This window comes from Clostridia bacterium, from assembly GCA_028698525.1.
GTDB lineage: Bacteria > Bacillota > Clostridia > JAQVDB01 > JAQVDB01 > JAQVDB01.
The window spans coordinates 32662-54727 of the sequence record JAQVDB010000001.1 but is presented as its reverse complement, the minus strand read 5'-3'; the positions used below and the strand labels follow the sequence as shown (position 1 = coordinate 54727).

Below are 22066 nucleotides of genomic sequence, written 5' to 3'. Positions count from 1 at the left end.
AAAAACGCACAGGCTTTTCCAGTCTGTGCGTTTTTATAGCTTTCATTTTTTAAGCAATCCGATAGAATTAAATAATTTCAATAGTTTATCCCCTTGAGGCATAAATTCAAAGTCTTCTCTAGTTATTGCTCCTATTATAGGTAGTAATAATATATAAATAATTATTCCTATTACTATAGATAATATAGTGGCCATTGTATTGCTATTCAACGTGTTGAAGAATAATTTGTAAGAATAAATAACTCCCAATGTCATTATAAAAGCAGAAATAAGTGGCTTTATTATCAAATTCACCAAATTAAATTTGATATTTATGCTTTTTGCTACATCTATAAAATTCAATAGGGCGTAAACGAAATAACACACTACAGTACCAATTGCAGCCCCGTTTATATTAAGTGAAGGGATGCCTACCAGTATGTAATTTATGATTATTTTTGCAGCTCCGCCGACAGCTAGATTTTTCACGGGATTTAAAACTTTTCCCACTCCCTGAAGGATGGCTGTAAGAGTTTGCGCTATGCATAAGAATATCACTCCTAAAGAGAGGTATTTTAGCAGTTTGGTGTTTATTAAAAGAGGATTCTCTACCGCTTTTTCAATCTCAAATGCCCTGCTGTAAAGCAGAGTCAGTATTGGTTCAGCCAATACAAAAAGCCCTAAAGCTGCAGGTATGGCAAATAATACTGCTATTCTTGTACCTTTCTCTGTTCTGTCCTGAAGGCTATCATAATCTTTGAGTACATTTGCCTCAGATATAGCAGGTACCAGGCTGACGCCTAAAGCGATGGTAAATACCGGAGGAAAGTTTATCAAAGTGTTTGCATATCCGGTTAAAAATCCATATAATGTAGTTGCTGTTTTCTGACTATATCCTATTGAAAGCAGCCTTTTTGGGATTACCATCAGATCGATGATGTTTACCAATGGCATGATCGCTCCCCCTAAAGTAATCGGTATAGCAATTTTTAAAAGGTTATATATAATTGTTTTTGTCTCTTCACGATAGGAAGTTCTGTCATTTTTATTTATGTTTTTATATATTTCATTTCTTTTTTTGTTGTATATTATAATCAATACTACCAGTGCGAGAAACTCACTTATTATTATACCTATTACAGCTCCTGTAGCACCAAATTCTGGACCTTTTGGCAGCATAATATATGCTAAAAGCAGACCAAATATAACTTTTCCAATCTGTTCGGTTATTTGTGAAATAGCGGTGGGAGTCATTATTTGCATTCCCTGAAAATATCCCCTATATGCAGACATTGTGGAAACAAAGAATAAAGCAGGCCCCATACCCATTATCGGATAAAGGGGTTTCCAACTTCCTATATAAATACAATATAATGGGGCGATAATACCGATTAACAGCACTGACCCAATTAATCCTAACAATGTCAGAAGTTTAAATGATACCTTAAAAACTCTGTGTGCTTCTCTATTTTTATTTAAAGCGATATTTTCTGATACTAGTTTTGCTATAGCTGTGGGCAACCCGGAAATATTGAGCATCAATAGGGCAACATAAAAGGGATATGCCATCTGATAAAGGCCTATACCTTCCCCACCCAGTATATTGGCTAGAGGTATCCTAAACGCAACCCCTATGATTTTTGATATTATTCCTGCTGCAGCTAATATAAAAGCTCCTTTTAAGAATGATTTTTTTGCCATCGAATTGTTTCCTCCTAATTATCAAATAGGCTGTTTACATTATATCAGAAAATAGAATTTAGGGTAACAGCTTTATTTATTATTAACCAGAATTTAGAAGTTAATACAGCTCAAAAGGATATGGTATTTGATATTATCTTATTTACCATAATATTAAAGTTAAAGCATAGTCAATTTGATTTTTGATCTAGTTTTCATATAATATAATTAAAATATGTTTTTCAGATGTTGGTACCTAATGAAAGGATTAAATGTATATAAAATAAATATATGGAGGTGCTTTGAATGAAAAGTTATAGAAAAGAACTATGGTTTAGCACTAGCAAGAGGAGGGAGTTTATAAATATAACTCCTGAAATTGAAAATTGCCTCCAAGAGAGCGGCATAAAGGAAGGGTTGTTATTGTGCAATGCCATGCATATAACTGCAAGTGTATTTATCAATGATGACGAATCAGGGCTACATAGAGACTTTGAACGTTTTCTGGAAAAATTGGCACCGGAAAAACCATATGATCAATATGATCACAATGGGTTTGAGGATAATGCGGATGCCCATCTAAAAAGGACAATAATGGGCAGAGAAGTGGTGGTTGCTGTAACAGAAGGTAAGTTGGATTTTGGGCCCTGGGAACAGATCTTTTATGGAGAGTTTGATGGAAAGAGGAGGAAGAGGGTCCTTGTAAAAATTATAGGGGAATAGCTACATTAAATAAAAAAGCGAACTTTATTTTTTAAAGTTCGCTTTTTTTATGCTTGATTACAAATTTAATCAGTTAGTGTTGTTTCCACTATTTGGATGCATTATGAGTTAATGTTAAGCAAATAATTATATTAGAGCTTGACTACTACAAAAATGCAGAAATGGAGATGGATTATGTTATACATAATTCTTGTTGTTTTATTAGCAGTTTTTGCGATGTTCCTATTTATATTTAATTATATAAACACTAGAAAGAATATAATATATGAAAATAGTATAGAGCAATCTATTAAAGATATACAGCTAAACCTGGATGAGCTACAGGTTCATGCAAGGCAATTGGGTCAAAAGCACAAAGTATCTAAAAATATAAGGACTAAGGTTAATCTTTTAAAGAAGATATCCAGCCTGAAGAAGGTCCTTATAAATACATACAGGCATATCAATAAAGATGTTAAAAATGAGAAATATATAGTTCCTGCAGCAGAATGGTTTTTAGATAATTTCTATGTCATTGAAGAACAGGTAAACCATATAGAGCAGAGTCTGTCGCAACATTATTACAAAGAACTGCCCAAATTAGTATCTGGTCCTTTCAGAGGATATCCTAGGGTATATGCTATAGCTACTGAAATTGTCTCTCATACTGATGGACATATAGATGATGACATCCTATCCTGTTTTATAAATTCTTATCAACAGGAAAATGTGCTTATAAGCAGTGAAATATGGGCTTTTGCCATTATGATTAGGATAGCTTTGGTGCAAAACATAAAGGTAATATCTGATAGAATAGCTAAAATGCAGGACCAGAAAAGAATTGCAGATGAGCTGATAGATACAATACTCAACAATGCAGGCGATGATGAACACAAATTAAAAATTTCCATTGAACAACATGTAAGAGATATAAAAAAGCTGGATTCTGCTTTTGTTGAAAGACTGCTTCAGCATCTGAGGGATGAGGGATCGGAAGCAGCCCCGATATTAGAATGGTTGTATGATAAACTGACTGATCAGGGTATATCAGCCGAATATATAATAAAGTCGGAACACAAAAAACAGACAGAAGATCAGATTTCTATAGGAAATTCAATTACCAGTCTAAGATTTTTAGATTCTATAGATTGGCATAAATATTTTGAAAAGTTTAGTACAGTGGAAAAGATATTATGTAAAGATCCTGATGGAATTTATTCCAACATGGATTTTGAGAGTCGCAATTATTACAGGAGTAATTTGGAGAAGATATCTAAGAAGGCCGGGGTTTCTGAAATACAATTGGCTAGAAAAGCTATAGAATGTGCTGCATCAGCCCATGAACACCAAGACATAGAAAATGGGCGAGGGCATGTAGGGTATTATATTATAGGTGATGGTAGAGAAATACTAGAGTCAGCTATCGGATATTTACCGATATGGCCAGTCAGAGTTTGGAGAAGTTTTTCTAAACATATGGACATCATATATGTATTATCTATACTTTTACTTACCAGTTTTATAACTTTTATTATGGCAGACTATGCCTATAAAAATAATGTAGGTAATAATATATTGGTTGTAATTGCTGCTATAGTATGTTTGATACCTGCCAGTGATATTGGGGTGAAACTGATAAATTGGCTTGTAACCTCTATATGTCAACCTTGTTTTTTGCCTAAGTTGGAATTGAAGGATGGAATACCCGAAGAGCTGGCTACAATGGTAGTTATACCTACTTTGCTGTCTGATAGAAATAGGACATTAGAACTTATGGGACAGATGGAAACTTATTACTTATCAAATAGAGAGGATAATTTATTTTTTGCTATTCTGGGAGACTATTTAGATGCTCCGTGCAAAGATATGGCTGCTGATCAAAAGATAATAGACACGGCCATGAGTCAAATAAAAAGGCTTAATGATAAATATGCTAAAGACGATAAAGATATATTTTATTTGTTCCATAGAGAAAGGCTATGGAATGATTCAGAAAATATCTGGATGGGCTGGGAGAGGAAACGAGGCAAGTTGATAGAGTTCAACCGATTGATGAGAGGTGATAATACTACAACCTATACAATCAAGAGCGGTGATATAGAGAAGCTTCCTAAGATAAAATACATCATAACTCTAGACTCAGACACACAATTACCCGGAGAGACTGCAAAGATATTGATTGGAACATGCGCACATATATTAAATAGACCTGTTTTGAACGATGAATCAACCAGGGTTATTGATGGATATGGCATTTTACAACCTAGGATAAGCATATCCATTACAAACGCCTATAGTACAAATTTCTCTAAAATATATTCGGAACAGGCGGGTGTTGACCCTTATACTACTGCAGTTTCAGATGTGTATCAGGACCTTTTTTGCGAAGGAATATTCACAGGGAAAGGCATCTATGATATTGATGTATTTCAAACAGTATTGGATGGTAAATTGCCTGAAAATGCTATATTGAGTCATGATTTGCTGGAAGGTTCTTATGCAAGGACGGCTTTGGTAAGCGATATAGAGTTGGTGGATGGATATCCTTCAAAGTATAACTCTTATTCAATGCGTTTACATAGATGGGTAAGAGGCGACTGGCAGGTTTTACCTTGGCTTTCAAGGTGGGTAAGGGACGAAAAAGGGAAAAAAATAAGAAATCCAATAAACACGATAAGCAAATGGAAGATAACGGATAATCTAAGAAGGAGCTTACTATCCCCTACATTGGCTTTGCTTATCATATTAGGCATTGTTTTGCTTCCAGGATCACCATATGTTTGGGTTATCTTTGCATTGGTTACTGTGGCAATGCCTATTTTTAGCGGAATGTTAAACGCAATGAAGGTTAAAGAAAACAGGATGGGATTTTTCGAATTAGTATCAGAAGTTTTTTCTGATATTAAAAATGTTCTGATTCAAGTTATATTGAGTATAATTTTTCTGCCTTATCAGTCATATTTGATGGTGGATGCAATAATTAGAACAATCGGAAGATTGTATTTTACAAAAAAGAATATGCTTGAATGGCAGACTGCAGCTGATGCAGAGAGAAAACTCAAAAATGACTTGCCATCCTTTATATACAAAATGTGGCCTGCTCAAATTATAAATGCAATATTTTTAGTTCTAGCTTATTTTTCAGGAGGGCATAAATTTCAAGTTGCATTACCTATATCGGTGTTGTGGGCAGTTTCGCCCTACATAGCTTATTGGATCAGTCAACCGTTAAAGGAGCAAGAGGTTAGACAACTTAATAAGGAAGAAGTGGAGCTTGTCAGAAGGCTGAGCAGAAAAACATGGAGATATTTTGAAGACTTTGTGGGAGAGCAAGATAATTGGCTTCCTCCCGATAATTATCAGGAATATCCTAATGTAGGAGTAGCACACAGGACTTCTCCTACCAATATAGGTTTATGGCTTACATCTATATTAAGTGCCAGAGATATGGGATATATCAATACTACTAAAATGGTGGAATTGCTTGAAAATACTTTTAATACCTTGGGCAAACTTAAGAGATGGAGAGGACATTTTTATAATTGGTATGACACTGTCAGTATAGAGCCTATGAGGCCGTTTTATATATCTACAGTGGATAGTGGCAATTTGGTAGGCTATCTGATTGTACTAAAAAATGCCCTTAAGGAATATATGGATAAACCATTGTTGGACGATTCATTGATAAAAGGAATTCAAGATGCTGAAATGATTTTGGCGCACCAATCCGATGATCAATCATTTGACCACACAATAAGTTGGGATTTTTTAAAAAGAGAAGGTAAGAGTATCGGTGATTGGTATCAATATTTAGAAGATCTAGACCATCATTATAGAACAATCGATGTACAGGGCAATAGCCAGATATGGAAAGATAAGATTTTAGAATCTATAGATGCTATAAAACAAGAGATAGATTTATTTTTTAATTGGATAAATGAAATTGAGCAGCTGCCAATGGAATTGATTGAAGCCAAAGCCATACTGGAAGATTTAAGCAAGCAAACATCCTTAAATATAATATCAGAGGATCTAGAGTGTGCTATACAGAAAATAGAAGAATATGAAGAACAAAAAAAAGATTTAGTTCCGTTTAAAGATGGATTAAAACTGTCTTTAGGACGGGCAAAGCGCATAAGACAGCATATGAATGCTATAATTGGTAAGATAGAGGCGATAGTTGAAAGCACAGACTTTAGGAGTCTATATAATGGGGAAAGGCAGCTTTTTTCTATAGGCTATAACCTTGAAAACGAACAATTGACCGATTCATATTATGATCTTTTAGCATCAGAAGCAAGACAAGCCAGTTATATTGCTATTGCTAAAGGAGATATATCTCTTAAGCATTGGTTTAGATTAAATCGTCCTATCACTAAATCCGGAAAACATAAGGCATTGGTTTCCTGGAGCGGGACAATGTTCGAATATCTGATGCCATTGCTTGTTATGAAAAATTATAAATATACTCTACTGGATGAAACCTATAATTCTACAGTGTTTTTTCAAAAAAAGTATTCAAGTGCTAGGAAGGTTCCCTGGGGGATATCTGAATCGGCTTTTTATGCATTCGATATGTATATGAATTATCAGTATAGAGCATTTGGAATACCGAAACTGGGTTTTAAGCATGGATTGATAGATGATCTGGTTATCACTCCATATGCTACAGTATTAGCCCTGATGGTGAATGCCCCTATGGCATGTGAAAATTTAAAATTATTGATTGAACAGGGTATGGAGGGGGAATATGGGCTATATGAGGCCATTGATTACACCAAGGAAAGAATACGAAAGGGACGAGATAAAGAGATTGTAAAAAGCTATATGGTGCATCATCACGGGATGATTTTTTTGGCATTGAATAATTATTTTAACTCCAATACAACGCAAAACAGATTTCATTCAGAACCTATGATAAAAGCCCAAGAGTTGTTATTACAAGAAAAGATACCGGATATTGATACGTTTACCAAACAATACCAGGAAGACAGCATTGATATTGAAAAGATACATCAAGAAGATGTATGGGTTAATAGGAGATTCAAGACACCATATACTATTTTTCCGGAAGCCCATATATTGTCAAATGGAAAATATATGACGATGATTACCAACAGTGGTGCAGGATTTAGTGCCTATCAAGATACTGCTGTAAGCAGATGGAGAGAAGATAGTACCCGGGATAATTGGGGTTCATTTATATATATACAAAATTTAAACTCTAATTCGGTATGGTCTGCAACTGTTCAACCCTTCGGATATAAGCCCGAGAGATATAGGGTGAATTTTTATTCAGATAAGGTTGAGTTTTTTAGGAAGGATGGAAATATTGATACAAAGACAGAGATAATAGTCTGTCCTCAGAGTAATGTTGAAATAAGAAGAGTGACCCTGACAAATCACAGCGAATACAGCAGGGTGTTTGATGTTACCAGTTATTTTGAGGTTGTGTTGTCTACTTTTGATGCAGACAATGCGCATCCGGCATTTAACAAACTTTTTGTAAAGACAGAATACATGCAGGAGGGTGAAATTCTTTTAGCAAACAGAAGACCTAAATCAGATGCCGAGGAAAGTGTGTGGCTTGCTCATACTCTAGTTCTTGATGGGAGTGGAATAGGGGATGTTTCATATGAGACAGATAGAGAGAAATTTATAGGTAGAGGAAGAACTCTTGAAAACCCTATATCCATGGAACCGGAACGTCCACTCTCCAATACAGCAGGTGTTGTGGTAGATCCTGTAATGAGCATGAGGCAAAGGTTGAAGATTGAATCAGGAGGAACAGCAAAAATATCCTTTATCACAGCAGTTGAAGAAAAAAAAGGAAAAGTAATTGAAACTATAAGGAACTATAAAAATCCTGCAGCAGTGCAGAGGAGTTTCGAGATGGCATGGACCAGAAGCCAGATAGAGATGCATTATTTAGGGATCTCTTCAAATCAGGCCAGCAGTTATCAGAGGCTGGGAGCCAGGATTATGTATATGACACCGGAGATACGAGCAAGGGCTGAATATATCAAGAAAAATATAAAAGCACAACCAGCGCTATGGGCTTATGGTATATCCGGGGATTTGCCCATAATGGTTATAAGGGTGAGCAGTACAGAAGATATAACTATGGTCAAAAAGTTTTTATTAGCCCATGAATATTTGAGGATGAAAGGATTGAAGTATGATCTTGTTATTTTAAATGAGCATGGTAGCAGCTATGAACAACCTGTGCAGGAGAGACTGATGGATATCTTGAATACATCTCATGCACGTGAACTTTTAGATAAGGATGGAGGGGTGTTTTTAAGACAAATTGAGCATATTGAAAAAGAAGATTTAAACCTTTTGCTTTCTATTGCTCGTGTAGTTTATTCAGCTGATGCAGCAACATTAACACAGCACCTTAAATCAAAGATGTTGGATAAGAAATTACCGGAAAAATTAAAGCCTAAAAAGGAAAAGAGAGCATATAATGTTACTGTAATAGATAGACCAAAGCTTGTATATTATAATGGCCTGGGAGGCTTTAGCGAGGATGGAAAGGAATATGTTATAATACTGGAAAAGGATAAAAACACTCCTTCACCATGGAGTAATGTAATATCCAATCCTTCATTCGGCTGCGTTGTAACGGAATCAGGACTTGGATATACTTGGGCCGATAATAGTAGACAAAACAGGATAACACCCTGGAATAACGATCCTGTATCTGACCAGGCAGGCGAGGTGGTCTATATAAGAGATGAAGATACCGGTCAAGTATGGACTGTAACGCCTTTACCTATAAGGGATAAAGAACAATATACTATAAGACATGGACAAGGATATACCGTATATAAGCATACATGTTACGGAATTAGCCATGAAAAGACTGTGTTTGTGGCAGAAAATGATCCTGTAAAGATTTGTTCAATTAAAATGAGCAATATATCCGGTGAAACAAGAAGTATTTCATTGACATATTACGCTGAACTGGTGATGGGTGTTAATAGATCCGATAATCCTCAGTTTATTACAACAGAGTTTGATAATGATTATAAAGTTTTGATGGTGACCAATCGTTATAACGAAGATTTTAAGGATAAAATCTCCTTTTTGAATGTGCAACATGGAGGAGAGATAAGTTATACAGGCGATAGAAGCGAATTTATTGGAAGAAATAGAAACATTAGAAATCCATCTGCTATGTCTAGAATAAGGCTTTCAGGGAGATGTGGTCCAGGCTACGATCCATGTGCTGCATTACAGACAAAGGTAGACTTGAAACCGGGAGAAGTTAAGGAAGTAATATTTTTACTAGGTGAAGCAAAAGACAAAGAACAGATCAGGAGATTAGTCAAGCATTATAATGCATCCAATTCAGCGGAGGAGCTGTCAAAAATAAGGCAAAAGTGGAGCGATTATTTGTCAAAGGTGCATATCAACACACCGGATGAGAGTATGAATATATTAATAAATAATTGGTTGCTGTACCAAGTTATATCCTGTAGGCTGTGGACAAGATCTGCTTTTTATCAATCCGGTGGAGCTTATGGTTTTAGAGATCAGTTACAAGATGTGATGTCTCTAATCTATGCATCACCTGATGCAATAAGAGAACATATACTGATGTGTGCAGCACATCAGTTCATAGAAGGAGATGTGCAGCATTGGTGGCATTCTGAACAGAACAAAGGTGTGCGGACAAAAATATCTGATGATTTGCTATGGTTGCCCTTCGTTGTTGTGGATTATATAGATACCAGTGGAGATTATAGCATCCTGGATGAACAGGCACCATATTTGGAATGTGAGCCATTAGAACCTGAACAAAGTGAAATATACACAATACCTTTTATTTCTGAACAAAAAGGCTCTATCTATCAGCATTGCATAAAAGCTATAGAGAGATCTTTGGAGGTAGGCCCACACGGTTTGCCCCTGATAGGATCAGGTGACTGGAATGACGGTATGAATAATGTTGGGGTAAACGGATTGGGTGAAAGTGTATGGCTAGGATGGTTTTTGTATATTACTTTAAGGGATTTTAGCCGGTTATGTGTTAAAAAAGGCGATGTGGAAAGAGCTCAAAGGTATCAGGATATTGCTCAAAAACTCATCCAGAATATAGAGGAAAAAGCTTGGGATGGCGGTTGGTATAGGAGGGCATATTTTGATGATGGTACTCCCCTAGGTTCGGAAGAAAATTCTGAATGTAAAATTGACGGTATAGTACAGTCTTGGGCAGTTATGTCTGATGCTGCTAAACCGTCCCGCACCAGAGAAGCCATGAGAGCTGTGGAACACTATCTTATTAAAAAGGAAAACGGTATGATATTGCTATTTACACCTCCCTTTGATACTTCACCCCTAGAACCGGGATATATCAAAGGCTATGTCCCAGGTGTAAGAGAAAATGGTGGACAATATACTCATGGAGCAGTGTGGACTGTGTTAGCATATGCCCATTTAGGTGACGGTGATAAGGCAGGGGAGCTTTATAATATGTTGAATCCTATTAATCATTCAAGGACGATTATTGAACACTCCAGGTATAAGGTGGAGCCTTACGTGATGGCAGCCGATGTGTATGCCACAGAACAGCAGCAAGGCAGGGGAGGGTGGACATGGTATACGGGTTCAGCCAGCTGGATGTATCGTGCAGGAGTTGAGTGGATAGCAGGGCTTAAAAAGCGAGGAAATGCGATGATTATTGATCCCTGCATTCCCAAGCATTGGAAAGAATATGATATCAAATACAGGTATAAAAATTCTGTATATAATATACATGTAACAAATGACCAAGGCGTATGTAGAGGTATCAAGGAAATGTATATAGATGGACAGCCTCAACCGGACAATACTATAAATCTGTATGATGATGGAAAAGAACACCATGTAAAAGTAATAATGGGTGATGATGGCAATAGGGAATGACAAGATGCTCTATATATTTAGTAGTAAAAGGATTAGACCATTGTCCCATATTTCTAAAAATAAAATAAGGGGATTTAAAATATCCCCTTATTTTATTCTGGTTGAGCCATGCCGTTATTTGCCATAAAATTTGCTATTCCTTCCCCGTGTTGTTGTTCCTCTTTTTGTATGTGTTGAAGAGCCTGAGCTATATTGGTGTTTGTAAAATCAAAAACAGCATCGTTATAGGTTCCGGATACAAACTTCTCCGTCATGAGCATGTCCTTGCATAATTCTGCATCGTTTACCCCACTCATGGCTGACTGCAGCGATGAGTTATTATTCTGTATCGGTTGAGGTTGTTGCTGTTGACTGCTGTTTGGCATTCCCTGGAAATCGCCGTTTAAAATTTGGTTTATGGTATCATAGTGATTTTGTTCCTGTGAAGCATATGAGTTAAAAAGGTCTTTTAATTCTTGATTTTGTGTTTGATTTGCATAGTTTAAATATTTCTGAATGCAAATTTGTTCATGTTCTTTTTGTTCTTTGAGCACATTTATTTGTTTATCATTCAATGAAATGTTCATATATACACCTCCAATATTTATTGTTGATAAAGACGTTAAAAATATTCACAGATAATAATTTTGTAAAGAAATGAAAAGAATATATAACGATGATTATGAAAAAATTAATCAGTATTCCCTAATTTACATTTCATAAAAACTAAACTATTGATAAGAATAATATTAGGAGGCGATGTGAAATTGGTAAACAAGAAAAAAATAATATATGTTTTTTTATTGATTTTTTTGATATCTGCGTTTATGACTGGTTGTATGAACGCTAGAAGACCTGCTCCGGACACTACACCGCGAACGCCTGATACCACTGAAAGAACCAGATATTATTATGATGACACAACACCTCGGCGTCCTGATACCAACTATTATGATAGAGACATAACCGATGATAGGATAAACGATAGAGTAGATGATGATAATGTTTATGATGCAAACACAAAAGCAAAGCGTATAGCAAGTCAGATTACCAAATTGAAGGATGTGGAAAAGGCAAGTGTTGTACTATCAGGAAATACTTGTATTGTGGGTGTGGAGTTGGATTCAAAATTAAGAGACAGAATGACTGAAACGGTTAAGGAACGAATCGAGACAAAATGCAAAAATGCGGATCCTGCAATAAAAAGAGTAGTTGTTTCGGCGGATCCAGATATATTTGACAGGTTGAAGAGTATGGCTTCTGACATAGAGAAGGGCAAACCATTAAGTGGTTTTACCGAAGAAATAGATGAAATAATAGACAGAATAAAGCCTCAAACAAGATAATAGTATATAGGCATGACTGGAATCAAGGCCCGCTTTATTAATCTAGCTTTAAATAAGCGGGCTTTGATTATATAGTTATTTTTAAAGGGATAAAAATTTTATTACTAATAAATGTTGAAGAGATAAGGATAAAAGTATAGAATGTTGGTATATTATGGCTGTACAAGTTTTTTAGTAAGGAGGATAAATTAATGGATATTTACCAGATATCGAAAGGTATAAATTTGTTTGTGATACCAAAGAAGAAATTTAAAACTGTAGAGGTTAATTTTTTTATCGAAAGTGAATTGGATGATAACTATACAAAGACTGCCTTACTGCCATATGTATTGAGAAGAGGCTCTCGTAAATTTACTAATTTAATTGAGATAGAGAAATATCTTGAAGAATTGTATGGAGCCAGATTCAGGTATGGCTTGCTAAAAAAAGGAGAAAGGCAAATAATAAATTTTGGGATGAGTGTAGCCCATCCTGAGTTTATTCCGGATAATGAGGATTTAATCGGGAAATCAGTGGAATTTATTTGGGATATAATATCTGATCCTTTAACTCATGAAGGAGCTTTCAATGATAGTTATGTAGAACAGGAAAAGGAGAATTTAGCTCAAAAGATATCAGGACTGATAAATGATAAGATAGCTTACTCAATCGAAAAATGTTTTCAGAACATGTGTCAAGGTGAGAGATTTGGCAAATTGATTTATGGAGACAAGGATGAACTTAAATCCATTGATTCTAAAAGTTTATTTGAACATTACCGTAATTTAATGGATTCAAATCCAATTTATATATTTATAGTGGGAGATGTATTGCCGGCTGAAGTATATGATACTGTAAAGAGGATAATAAGGGTGGAAAGAAAAAGCATCAAAATCATTCCTGACGAGATTTCGAAAAAACTGGTGCAAGAGCCTAAATACATAAATGAAGTGCTGGATGTGAATCAAGGGAAGCTATGTTTGGGATACAGGACTAACATCAGCCTGAAAGACAATAACTATCCTGCACTGGTATTGTATAACAGTATATTAGGAGGAGGTCCTCATTCCAAGCTTTTTTTAAATGTCAGGGAGAAGGCCAGTCTTGCATACTACACTTTTTCTAGGATTGAAAAGTTTAAAGGTCTGATGATTATAGGGTCGGGTATAGAGGTTGATAACTATAAAAAAGCCCTTGAATTGATAAATGAACAAGTAGAGCATATGGGACAGGGCAATATAACCTTTGAAGAGATAGATGCAGCTAAAAAATCTTTGATTAATTCCTATAAATCTATCAAAGATGATGCAGCTCAATTGACAGATTATTATTTCAGCAATCATCTTAAAAATGTTCAATGTACTTTAGATGATGCTATTGAGAAAATAGAAAAGATAAGCTTAAATGAAATAGTGAAGGTAGCAAGCAGTATAAAACAGGATACAATATATTTTTTGACAAACAAAGGCAGGGAGGGTGAATAAGATGTTTACTCAAGTTGAAAGTGATATTCTCAAAGAAACTATTTATTACAAACGACTAGATAACGGTCTTAAGTTTGTATTTATGCCTAAACCGGGCTATACAAAAAAATATGCCATATATGCAACTCAATATGGATCTATAGATAATAATTTTGTGGTTCCGGGGGATAACAACCCTACCAAGGTTCCTGATGGCATAGCCCATTTTTTAGAACACAAAATGTTTGAAGAAGAGCAGGGGAATGTATTCGATGATTTTTCAAAATATGGAGCCTCTGCCAATGCTTTTACCAGCTTTAATATGACTGCATATTTATTTTCTTGTACCGATAATTTTTATCAGAATTTAGACACTCTTGTAGGGTTTGTTTCCAGGCCATATTTTACACGAGAAAATGTTGAAAAGGAAAAAGGTATAATAGGGCAGGAAATAAGGATGTATCAGGATAGCCCTGAGTGGAGGGTGTATTTTAACCTATTGAATGCGCTATACAAAGACCATCCCGTCAAGATTGATATCGCAGGAACTATTGAAAGCATTGCACAAATAGATAAAGATGTATTATATAAATGTTATAATACTTTTTATAATCCGGGCAATATGGTGCTTTTTGTAGTAGGAGACTTGGACTATCAAGCATTGCTGCAACAACTTCAGACTAGCATCAGCGATACTCAACATGTTTTTCAGGAGATAAAAAGGTTTTATCCTGAAGAACCGGACAGTATAAACAAAAAGGTTATAGAGCAGAGATTGCAAGTATCAGTTCCCCTATTCAACATGGGTTTTAAAGAACAAGAATTAGGGATATCAGGAAAAGAGCTTCTCAAAAGACAAATTTCAACCGACATATTGCTTGAAATGTTGTTAGGAAAGAGCTCTGAACTCTATAATAAACTGTATGAGACCGGGCTTATAAATAATACTTTTGATAAAGAATATGTTGGTCAAAAAATATATGGGCATACAATTATTGGAGGAGAATCTAAACAACCCCGAAAAGTAGAAAATGAAATTTTGAATCATATAAAAAAGGTGAAAAAGTCAGGATTAGATTATAATTATTTTGAAAGAATAAAGAAAAAGATGTTCGGGGATTTCTTGAACAGCTTCAATTCGGTAGATTTTATAGCTTATAATTTTGTTTCTTATTATATGAACGATATTAGTTTTTTTGATTATTTGAAGGTACTGCAGGATATTGATATTGATGAAATAGACCAAAGATTAAACGAGCATTTTAATGACGACAACCAGGCTTTATCTATAATAATGCCTATATAAGTTGCTGTTTTGCAATTTCACAAAAATCTAACTTTTAAGGGGTGATAGGTATATGACTGGAGTTGCTTTTGAAATATTTGGCATTTCTATCTATTGGTATGGTATTATTATTGCAACTGCGGTGGTGATTGGCCTATATATTGCTATGAAGGAAGCAGAGAGGCTGGGGCATAATAGTGAGTTGATATTGGACTTTTGTTTGATAGCCATTCCTCTATCCATATTAGGTGCTAGGATCTATTATGTGATATTTAAATGGGCATACTACTCCCAGCATCCCCAAGACATCATTAAGATATGGCATGGTGGTCTTGCGATATATGGAGGGGTTATAGCGGGCATAATAGTATCCATATTTTTCAGCCGGAGGAGAAAGATAAGTCTCTGGGAGCTGGTGGACATACTCACTCCTAGCTTGATATTGGGACAGGCTATGGGAAGGTGGGGTAATTTTTTTAATCAAGAGGCATATGGATATCAGGTGACCAACCCATCCTTGCAATGGTTTCCTTTTGCAGTGAAGATAGGGGAGAATTGGCACTTAGCTACATTTTTTTATGAGTCTATCTGGGACTTCGGGGTGTTTTTTTATTTGATATGGCTTAGAAAGAGGAAAAAGATGAAAGGTTCTGTATTTCTTGCTTATCTGATACTTTACCCCCTTGGGAGATTTTTTATAGAACCTTTGAGAACCGATAGCCTGATGTTTGGTCCTTTCAGAGTTTCCCAACTTTTAAGTTTGATACTTATAATAATTGCATTGATAATATTTTTTATTAAAAAGAGGTACCATCATTCAAAAGATGAACAAACAGAAGCTTAAAATAGCAAAAAAAGAGATAGTTAGAAGCTATCTCTTTTTTTGTTATTTTAAATTAGGCTTTAAGTCTCAATTTAATAAAATCTATTAAAATTTTTTTTAAAATGAAGGAATTTAAGAAAATATATAGAATTAAACAATTAAGTGGTTGAAAGTGGCACGAAGTGGTAGTAAAGTATAAGTGGGGGGTGAAAACATGTTCATTGGGGAGTACAATCATTCGGTGGATGCCAAGGGAAGGGTAATTATTCCTTCTAAGTTCAGGGACAACCTTGGTGAAAAATTTGTGATAACCAAAGGATTAGATGGATGTCTATTCGTATACCCCAATGATGAATGGGAAATGTTGGAGAAAAAATTAAAGTCATTACCTCTCACTAATAAAAATGCAAGAGCTTTTGTTAGATTTTTCTTTTCAGGCGCTTCAGAATGTGAGACTGATCGTCAGGGAAGGATATTAATACCTGGCAACTTAAGAAGCTATGCGAAATTGGACAAGGATGTATCGATAATTGGAGTTTTGACAAGGGTGGAGATATGGAGTAAAGACGTTTGGAGAGAATATAACAGTGATGAAAATTTAAGCTATGAAGAGATAGCTAATAATATGGAGGAATTAGGAATTTGATTTGGACGGTGAAACATCGTGACTTTTAAACATATACCGGTTTTGCTCCATCAAACTGTAAAGGGTCTGGAATGTGGCCCAGGTGATACCATAGTTGACGGTACTACAGGTGGAGGAGGACATTCATCAGAGATCATAAAGAATATACTTCCTGGAGGGAGGTTGGTCTGTATAGATAGGGATATTGAAGCTATACAGGCAGCTAAAAAGCGTTTAGAAACATATAGTGGAAATATAGTATATGCAAATGGTAATTTCAAGGATATAAAGAATATATTAAAATCTCAGGATATAGAGGGTATAAATGGTGCAATACTTGATTTAGGGGTTTCTTCCTATCAGATAGACAATATTGATAGAGGTTTCACCTATAAAAGTGAAGCTCCTCTTGATATGAGGATGGATAGAAGTCATCCTGTGAAAGCATCAGATGTGGTAAATCAGTACAGTAAACAGCGCCTTGCTGACATAATAAAAAGGTATGGTGAAGAGCGTTGGGCATCTCGAATAGCTGAATTTATTGTTGAGCACAGACAGCAAAAAAGGATAGAGACTACAAGTGAATTGGTGGATATCATAAAGAGGGCTATTCCGGTTAGGGCAAGAATCACTGGTGGACATCCAGCCAAGAGGACTTTTCAGGCAATCAGGATTGAAGTGAATCAAGAGCTCAAGATATTAGAGCAGGCGATAAAGGATATAGTAGATGTGCTTAAACCCGGTGGGCGGTTGTGCATAATAACATTTCATTCTTTAGAGGACAGGATTGTAAAAAATACTTTTAAGATGTTACAAAACCCATGTACATGTCCGCCTGAATTTCCTATATGCGTTTGTGGCAAACAGCCGGTGGTAAAAGTTATTACCAGCAAACCTATTATACCGTCTGAACATGAAATAGATAATAATCCTAGAGCAAAAAGTTCAAAGCTAAGAATATGTGAAAAAATATGATGCGTTCTAAATACAAAAGAAGGTGAATACAATTGTTAGTAGCAGAAAGACAACAGTATAGCCATGAGTACTATAGGGAAAATCAAACCACAGAAAGTCAAAAGAAAACTTCAAAGCCTAAAAAAGTAAACAGGGTAAAGCCGGTACTGGCTATTTTGGTTTGTTTTGCTATGGTATGTTTTTATTTTACGCTCTATGCAAGAAGTATCATGGCTTCTCATCAATTATCTATTTTAAACAATCAGTTGGAGCAGGAAATAAAAAACACTGAATATTTAAAGACCCAGCTGATAGCAAGCTATGATATGAGGGAGATAGAGGATATAGCAATAAACCAATTGGGAATGCAGTATCCGGAATCTTATCAGATAGTATATGTGGATTTACCTGTTGAGGAGTCTGATGCAGAGGATACAAAAGTTGCCCTGGTGGAAAAAACAGATAGATATGGAAAGAATGTAGAAAATATAGTTAAAAGGTTTTACAATTTATTTGATTGACCTCGTAGGCGGGGGTGATTTTTTTTGACAGAAATAGGTATGACTCATAAGAAGAGGTTATTGATAGTTTTACTAGTTATTACACTTATCTATATTTTATTGACAGGAAGAGTAGCGTGGGTTCAACTGGTCAAAGGTCCGGAATACCAAAAAAAAGCGATAAGTCAGTGGACTAAGGAGTTTCAAGTCAATGCGAGACGAGGAACTATATATGATAGAAGTGGTAAAGAGATACTGGCTAAGAGTATAGATACAGAAACTTTGGTGGCCAGTCCCAACCAGATCTCTGATATAGATGAAACTGTTGGGCATTTAACAGATATATTGGAGATGGATGCTAAATATATAGAAGATAAGCTATCCCAGAAAGACAAGGCCCAGGTGTATATCAAGAGGAAGCTGGAAAAGCCTCAAACAGATAAAATCAGAGAACTCAAGATAAAAGGTGAGTTAAGCGGAATATACCTTATACCGGATAAGAAAAGGATATATCCCAATAAAAGTCTAGCTTCCCATGTGGTGGGATTTACCAGTGATGACGGAAAAGGGTTGTCTGGGGTGGAGCTTTTTTATAATGAGTATCTTGTAGGATCCCCAGGGTGGATTGTTACAGAAACTGACGCTAAGGGAAGAGAGATAGATTCGCCGGATAGTTTTATACCTCCTAAAGATTACTATGACTTGATATTAACTATAGATAAAAAAATACAATATTTTGCAGAGAGGGAACTGGAAAAGGCGGTCTTAAAGAGCAAGGCTAAAAATGGTATGGTAGTTGTGATGGATCCAAACAATGGTGATATCCTCGCATTGGCAGCAAAGCCTGATTATGATTTAAATGATCCTAGAAAGGCACCGGACAAGGCCACTGAAGGCAGTTGGGATGGTTTGAGTGAACAGGAGCTTTTAGATGAATGGATGCGGATATGGAGGAATCCTATAATATCAGATACATATGAACCTGGCTCTACTTTTAAGATAGTTACTTCAGCGGTGGCGTTGGAGGAGGGTGTTGTTAAGCCTGAGGACCAATTTTATGCTAAAGGATATGAGCTAGTATCCGGGAGAAGAATAAAATGCTGGAGATCCGACAGACCGCATGGTCAACAATCTTTTACTGAAGGTGTGATGAATTCTTGCAACTGTGTATTTATGCAAACGGCATTTAGGTTAGGGAAAGAGAAGTTTTATAAGTATTTAGATGCATTTGGGTTTGGTGAAAAAACCGGTATAGATGTTACAGGCGAAGCAGAAGGGCTTATACAAAACATAGAAAATGTAGGAGATGTTGAATTAGCTACCATTTCTTTTGGTCAGGGAATATCTGTAACACCATTACAATTAGTTTCTGCGGCGTCAGCAGTAGTGAATGGCGGTGTTCTTGTAAAACCAAGAGTTGCGCTAGGTGTCATAAATAGGGAACAGAATAACAAAGTTGAATATTTTGAGCCACAAAAGGTGAGAAGGGTTATTTCAGAACAGACTTCAAAAACAACTAGAGAGATACTGGAAAAAGTGGTATCCGACGGTACCGGAAAAAATGCTTATTTAGAGGGATATAGAGTAGGGGGCAAAACAGGAACAGCTCAAAAAGTCGAGGATGGCAAATATGTAAGTGGTAAATATATATCTTCTTTTCTAGGGATAGCCCCTATGGACGATCCAAAGGTGGTAGTGCTTGTTATATTGGATGAACCTGGTGTTTATCCGTATTTTGGTGGTACTGTGGCAGCTCCTGTTGTGCGTGAAATAATCAAAGATTCTCTGATGCATTTAGGTGTTCAGCCTGAACTGACTGAAGATGAAATTGCAGATAATGCAAAGACGAAGGTAGAGGTGCCAGAAATAAGAAATTTATCTTACGAGGATGCAATAAAAAAGTTGAAAGAGTCTAAACTTGAATATATAGTAGAAGGTGATGGGAATACTGTTGTTGAGCAGATCCCAAAAGCAGGTGCAAAAGTTGCAGAGGGCACTAAGATACTTGTATATCTTGATATGAGCACAGAAGGGGACAATATGCTTAAAGTTCCTGATGTTAAGGGTAAATCTATACTTGATGCTAGCAAAATCTTAAATGCTGAAGGTCTGAAATTGAAAATCAATGGCAGCGGTATTGCTGTTAGCCAGAATCCTCCTCCGGGAACAGAAGTTTCGCCTGGTTCTGTTGTTGAGGTTGAGTTTGAAGTTCCCGGCGAAAATATAGAATAGCACAAAGCATATAATCACCACTTGATACGGAAACTAAAGATAACATGGAGGTAAAAAATTGAATATCAAAGAATTGTTCCAAGGCATAGGCGTGATTCAAATACAGGGAGATCAAACAACAAAAATAGATGGGATAACCCATGACTCAAGAAAAGTGCAAAATAATTTTTTATTTATATGTATAACAGGTTTTGTAAGTGATGGACATGATTTCATTTCCCAAGCTGTAAAGAATGGAGCAACTGCAATAATGGTAGAAAGAGATGATGTGGATGTTCCAGAAGGGATAGCGCGCATAAGAGTATCTGATTCAAGAAAAGCTATGGCCTTAGTGTCTAAAAGAATCTATGGGGCACCAGATGAAAAAATGAAAATCATAGGTATAACGGGTACTAACGGGAAGACTACAACTACATACTTGATTAAGTCCATACTGGAAAGTGCAGGCGAGAAAACAGGAATTATAGGTACAATCAGCAATATGATAGGAGATAGGGAAATTCCGGCTAGTAGAACTACTCCTGAAGCACCTGAACTTTTCTATCTACTTGATAATATGGTGAGAGAACGCGTAAATTGTGTTGCTATGGAGGTCTCATCACATTCTCTTGAATTAAATAGGGTGGAAGGTTGTAGATTTGAGGTGGGGGTTTTTACTAATTTAACTCGTGATCATTTAGATTTTCATAAGACTTTTGAAAACTATGTTGCTGCTAAAGCTAAGTTATTTAAGCAAAGCAAAAAGACCGTTATAAATATAGATGATAAATACAGTGATAGAATATTAAAGGATTTAAATAGTCGATTAATCACATATGCAATCCATAAAGATGCTGATGTAACAGCTGACAATATTTCTATAGACGAGAAGGGCGTTAGATTCAAGTTAAAAACCGGGGATGATAGTGCTGACATCGCTATGAACATACCCGGAATTTTTACTGTATACAATGCACTTGCAGCAGCTGCCGCTTGTTATGCAATAGGAGTAAACATATCTGATATAAAAAATGGGTTGGAAAATGTAAGGAGTGTTCCTGGTAGGTTTGAAGTGATTGAGAATGATAGGGATTATACTATATTGTTAGATTATGCACATACCCCCGATGGATTGGAAAATATCTTAAAAACGGTAAATGAATTTGCTAGGGCTAGGATAATTACGCTTTTTGGTGCAGGTGGGGACCGTGATGCCACAAAGCGGCCTGAAATGGGTAAAATAGCTGGAAAATATTCCGATCTATGCATAATCACCTCAGATAATCCTAGGACGGAAGAACCTATGGAAATAATCAGACAGATAGAAAAAGGTGTTAAATATGAAGGGTGTGAATATGTAATAATCGAAAACAGGTTAGAAGCTATAAAGTACGCATTAAATATTGGGAAAGAAAATGATGTGATAATTTTGGCAGGTAAAGGACATGAAAACTATCAAATATTGAAGGATAGGGTAATTGAATTTGATGAAAAAAAGATAGTGAGAGAATTGTTAGATAAGGACGATATTTAATTAAATTTTAATACATAGTTTTATATACAATACTTATATACAATGATAGTATATATTATAATATACAAAGACTACAATAGACAGTTTTAGGAG

13 protein-coding genes are annotated in these 22066 nt (G+C 35.8%); 11 read left to right on the top strand and 2 right to left on the bottom strand.

Going from position 1 to position 22066, the window contains the following annotated elements:
* Positions 1-42: 42 nt before the first annotated feature.
* Complete coding sequence (locus tag PHP06_00255; protein ID MDD3838991.1) at positions 43-1680, bottom strand: polysaccharide biosynthesis protein; 1638 nt, start codon at positions 1678-1680, stop codon at positions 43-45.
* A gap of 285 nt (positions 1681-1965) precedes the next feature.
* Between PHP06_00255 and PHP06_00250 the strand changes: the two genes are divergently transcribed.
* Together PHP06_00250 and PHP06_00245 are read left to right on the top strand one after the other, a co-directional pair.
* Complete coding sequence (locus tag PHP06_00250; protein ID MDD3838990.1) at positions 1966-2382, top strand: secondary thiamine-phosphate synthase enzyme YjbQ; 417 nt, start codon at positions 1966-1968, stop codon at positions 2380-2382.
* Between the two features lie 174 nt (positions 2383-2556).
* Complete coding sequence (locus PHP06_00245; protein ID MDD3838989.1) at positions 2557-11274, top strand: glucoamylase family protein; 8718 nt, start codon at positions 2557-2559, stop codon at positions 11272-11274.
* A 92-nt stretch (positions 11275-11366) separates the two neighbouring features.
* Here PHP06_00245 and PHP06_00240 read toward each other — a convergent pair whose 3' ends face one another.
* Positions 11367-11840, bottom strand: coding sequence for a spore coat protein (locus tag PHP06_00240; protein ID MDD3838988.1), 474 nt, complete (start codon positions 11838-11840; stop codon positions 11367-11369).
* A gap of 180 nt (positions 11841-12020) precedes the next feature.
* Here PHP06_00240 and PHP06_00235 point away from each other — a divergent pair, with 180 nt between their 5' ends.
* The 9 genes from PHP06_00235 (at position 12021) to PHP06_00195 (ending at position 21973) form a co-directional block, all read left to right on the top strand.
* On the top strand, positions 12021-12599 hold the full coding sequence (locus tag PHP06_00235; protein ID MDD3838987.1) for a YhcN/YlaJ family sporulation lipoprotein: 579 nt from the start codon (positions 12021-12023) through the stop codon (positions 12597-12599).
* 191 nt (positions 12600-12790) lie between these two features.
* Positions 12791-14062 carry a pitrilysin family protein gene (locus PHP06_00230; GenBank protein ID MDD3838986.1) on the top strand — a complete coding sequence of 424 codons (1272 nt, stop codon included), beginning with the start codon at positions 12791-12793 and terminating at the stop codon, positions 14060-14062.
* Position 14063: 1 nt separating this feature from the next.
* Positions 14064-15347 (top strand): pitrilysin family protein, encoded by a 1284-nt coding sequence (locus PHP06_00225; protein MDD3838985.1) that lies wholly within the window; start codon positions 14064-14066, stop codon positions 15345-15347.
* Between the two features lie 52 nt (positions 15348-15399).
* A complete protein-coding gene (gene lgt, locus PHP06_00220; GenBank protein MDD3838984.1) occupies positions 15400-16170 on the top strand; it encodes a prolipoprotein diacylglyceryl transferase in 771 nt (256 codons plus the stop codon).
* Between the two features lie 193 nt (positions 16171-16363).
* Positions 16364-16795 (top strand): division/cell wall cluster transcriptional repressor MraZ, encoded by a 432-nt coding sequence (mraZ, locus tag PHP06_00215; protein ID MDD3838983.1) that lies wholly within the window; start codon positions 16364-16366, stop codon positions 16793-16795.
* Positions 16796-16813: 18 nt separating this feature from the next.
* Positions 16814-17749, top strand: coding sequence for a 16S rRNA (cytosine(1402)-N(4))-methyltransferase RsmH (gene rsmH / locus PHP06_00210; GenBank protein ID MDD3838982.1), 936 nt, complete (start codon positions 16814-16816; stop codon positions 17747-17749).
* Between the two features lie 32 nt (positions 17750-17781).
* A complete protein-coding gene (locus PHP06_00205; protein MDD3838981.1) occupies positions 17782-18249 on the top strand; it encodes a hypothetical protein in 468 nt (155 codons plus the stop codon).
* A gap of 24 nt (positions 18250-18273) precedes the next feature.
* Complete coding sequence (locus PHP06_00200; GenBank protein MDD3838980.1) at positions 18274-20460, top strand: stage V sporulation protein D; 2187 nt, start codon at positions 18274-18276, stop codon at positions 20458-20460.
* A gap of 58 nt (positions 20461-20518) precedes the next feature.
* Positions 20519-21973, top strand: a complete 1455-nt coding sequence (locus PHP06_00195; protein MDD3838979.1) for a UDP-N-acetylmuramoyl-L-alanyl-D-glutamate--2,6-diaminopimelate ligase — start codon at positions 20519-20521, stop codon at positions 21971-21973.
* The last annotated feature ends 93 nt before the right edge of the window (positions 21974-22066 follow it).